This window comes from Shewanella sp. 10N.261.52.F9, assembly GCF_041471165.1.
In the GTDB taxonomy this organism is placed as follows: domain Bacteria; phylum Pseudomonadota; class Gammaproteobacteria; order Enterobacterales; family Shewanellaceae; genus Shewanella; species Shewanella marinintestina.
Genome location: NZ_JBFRNX010000033.1, coordinates 927 through 1,286, shown reverse-complemented (window position 1 = coordinate 1,286; position 360 = coordinate 927). Strand labels below are relative to the sequence as shown.

Below are 360 nucleotides of genomic sequence, written 5' to 3'. Positions count from 1 at the left end.
CGTCAGCCCGGTGAATGATCCAACCAATGTCACTGGTGGCACCTCGGGGACTGGACTCGAAGATGGCGGCGCCATTACCGGTACCCTAACCGCGACCGATGACGATGGCCTCAGTGATGGCAGCGTCTTTACCGTGACCGGCAACCCGGCCAACGGAACCGCCACCATTGATCCGGCCACGGGTCTGTGGAGCTATGTTGCGGTCGCCGATTACTATGGCGATGACAGCTTCACTGTCACCATCACCGATGATGACGGCAATACGGTCACCCAAGTCATTAATGTCACCGTGACCCCGGTGGTGGATATCCTAACCGATACCCTTAATGTCACCGAAGACACCCCGCTTGAGTTTGATGT

The 360-nt window shown here is 57.2% G+C and carries 1 protein-coding gene; it reads left to right on the top strand.

The features are described 5' to 3' along the window. On the top strand, positions 1-360 hold a 360-nt coding region (locus AB4298_RS19730; RefSeq protein ID WP_371988072.1), incomplete at both ends, for a cadherin-like domain-containing protein.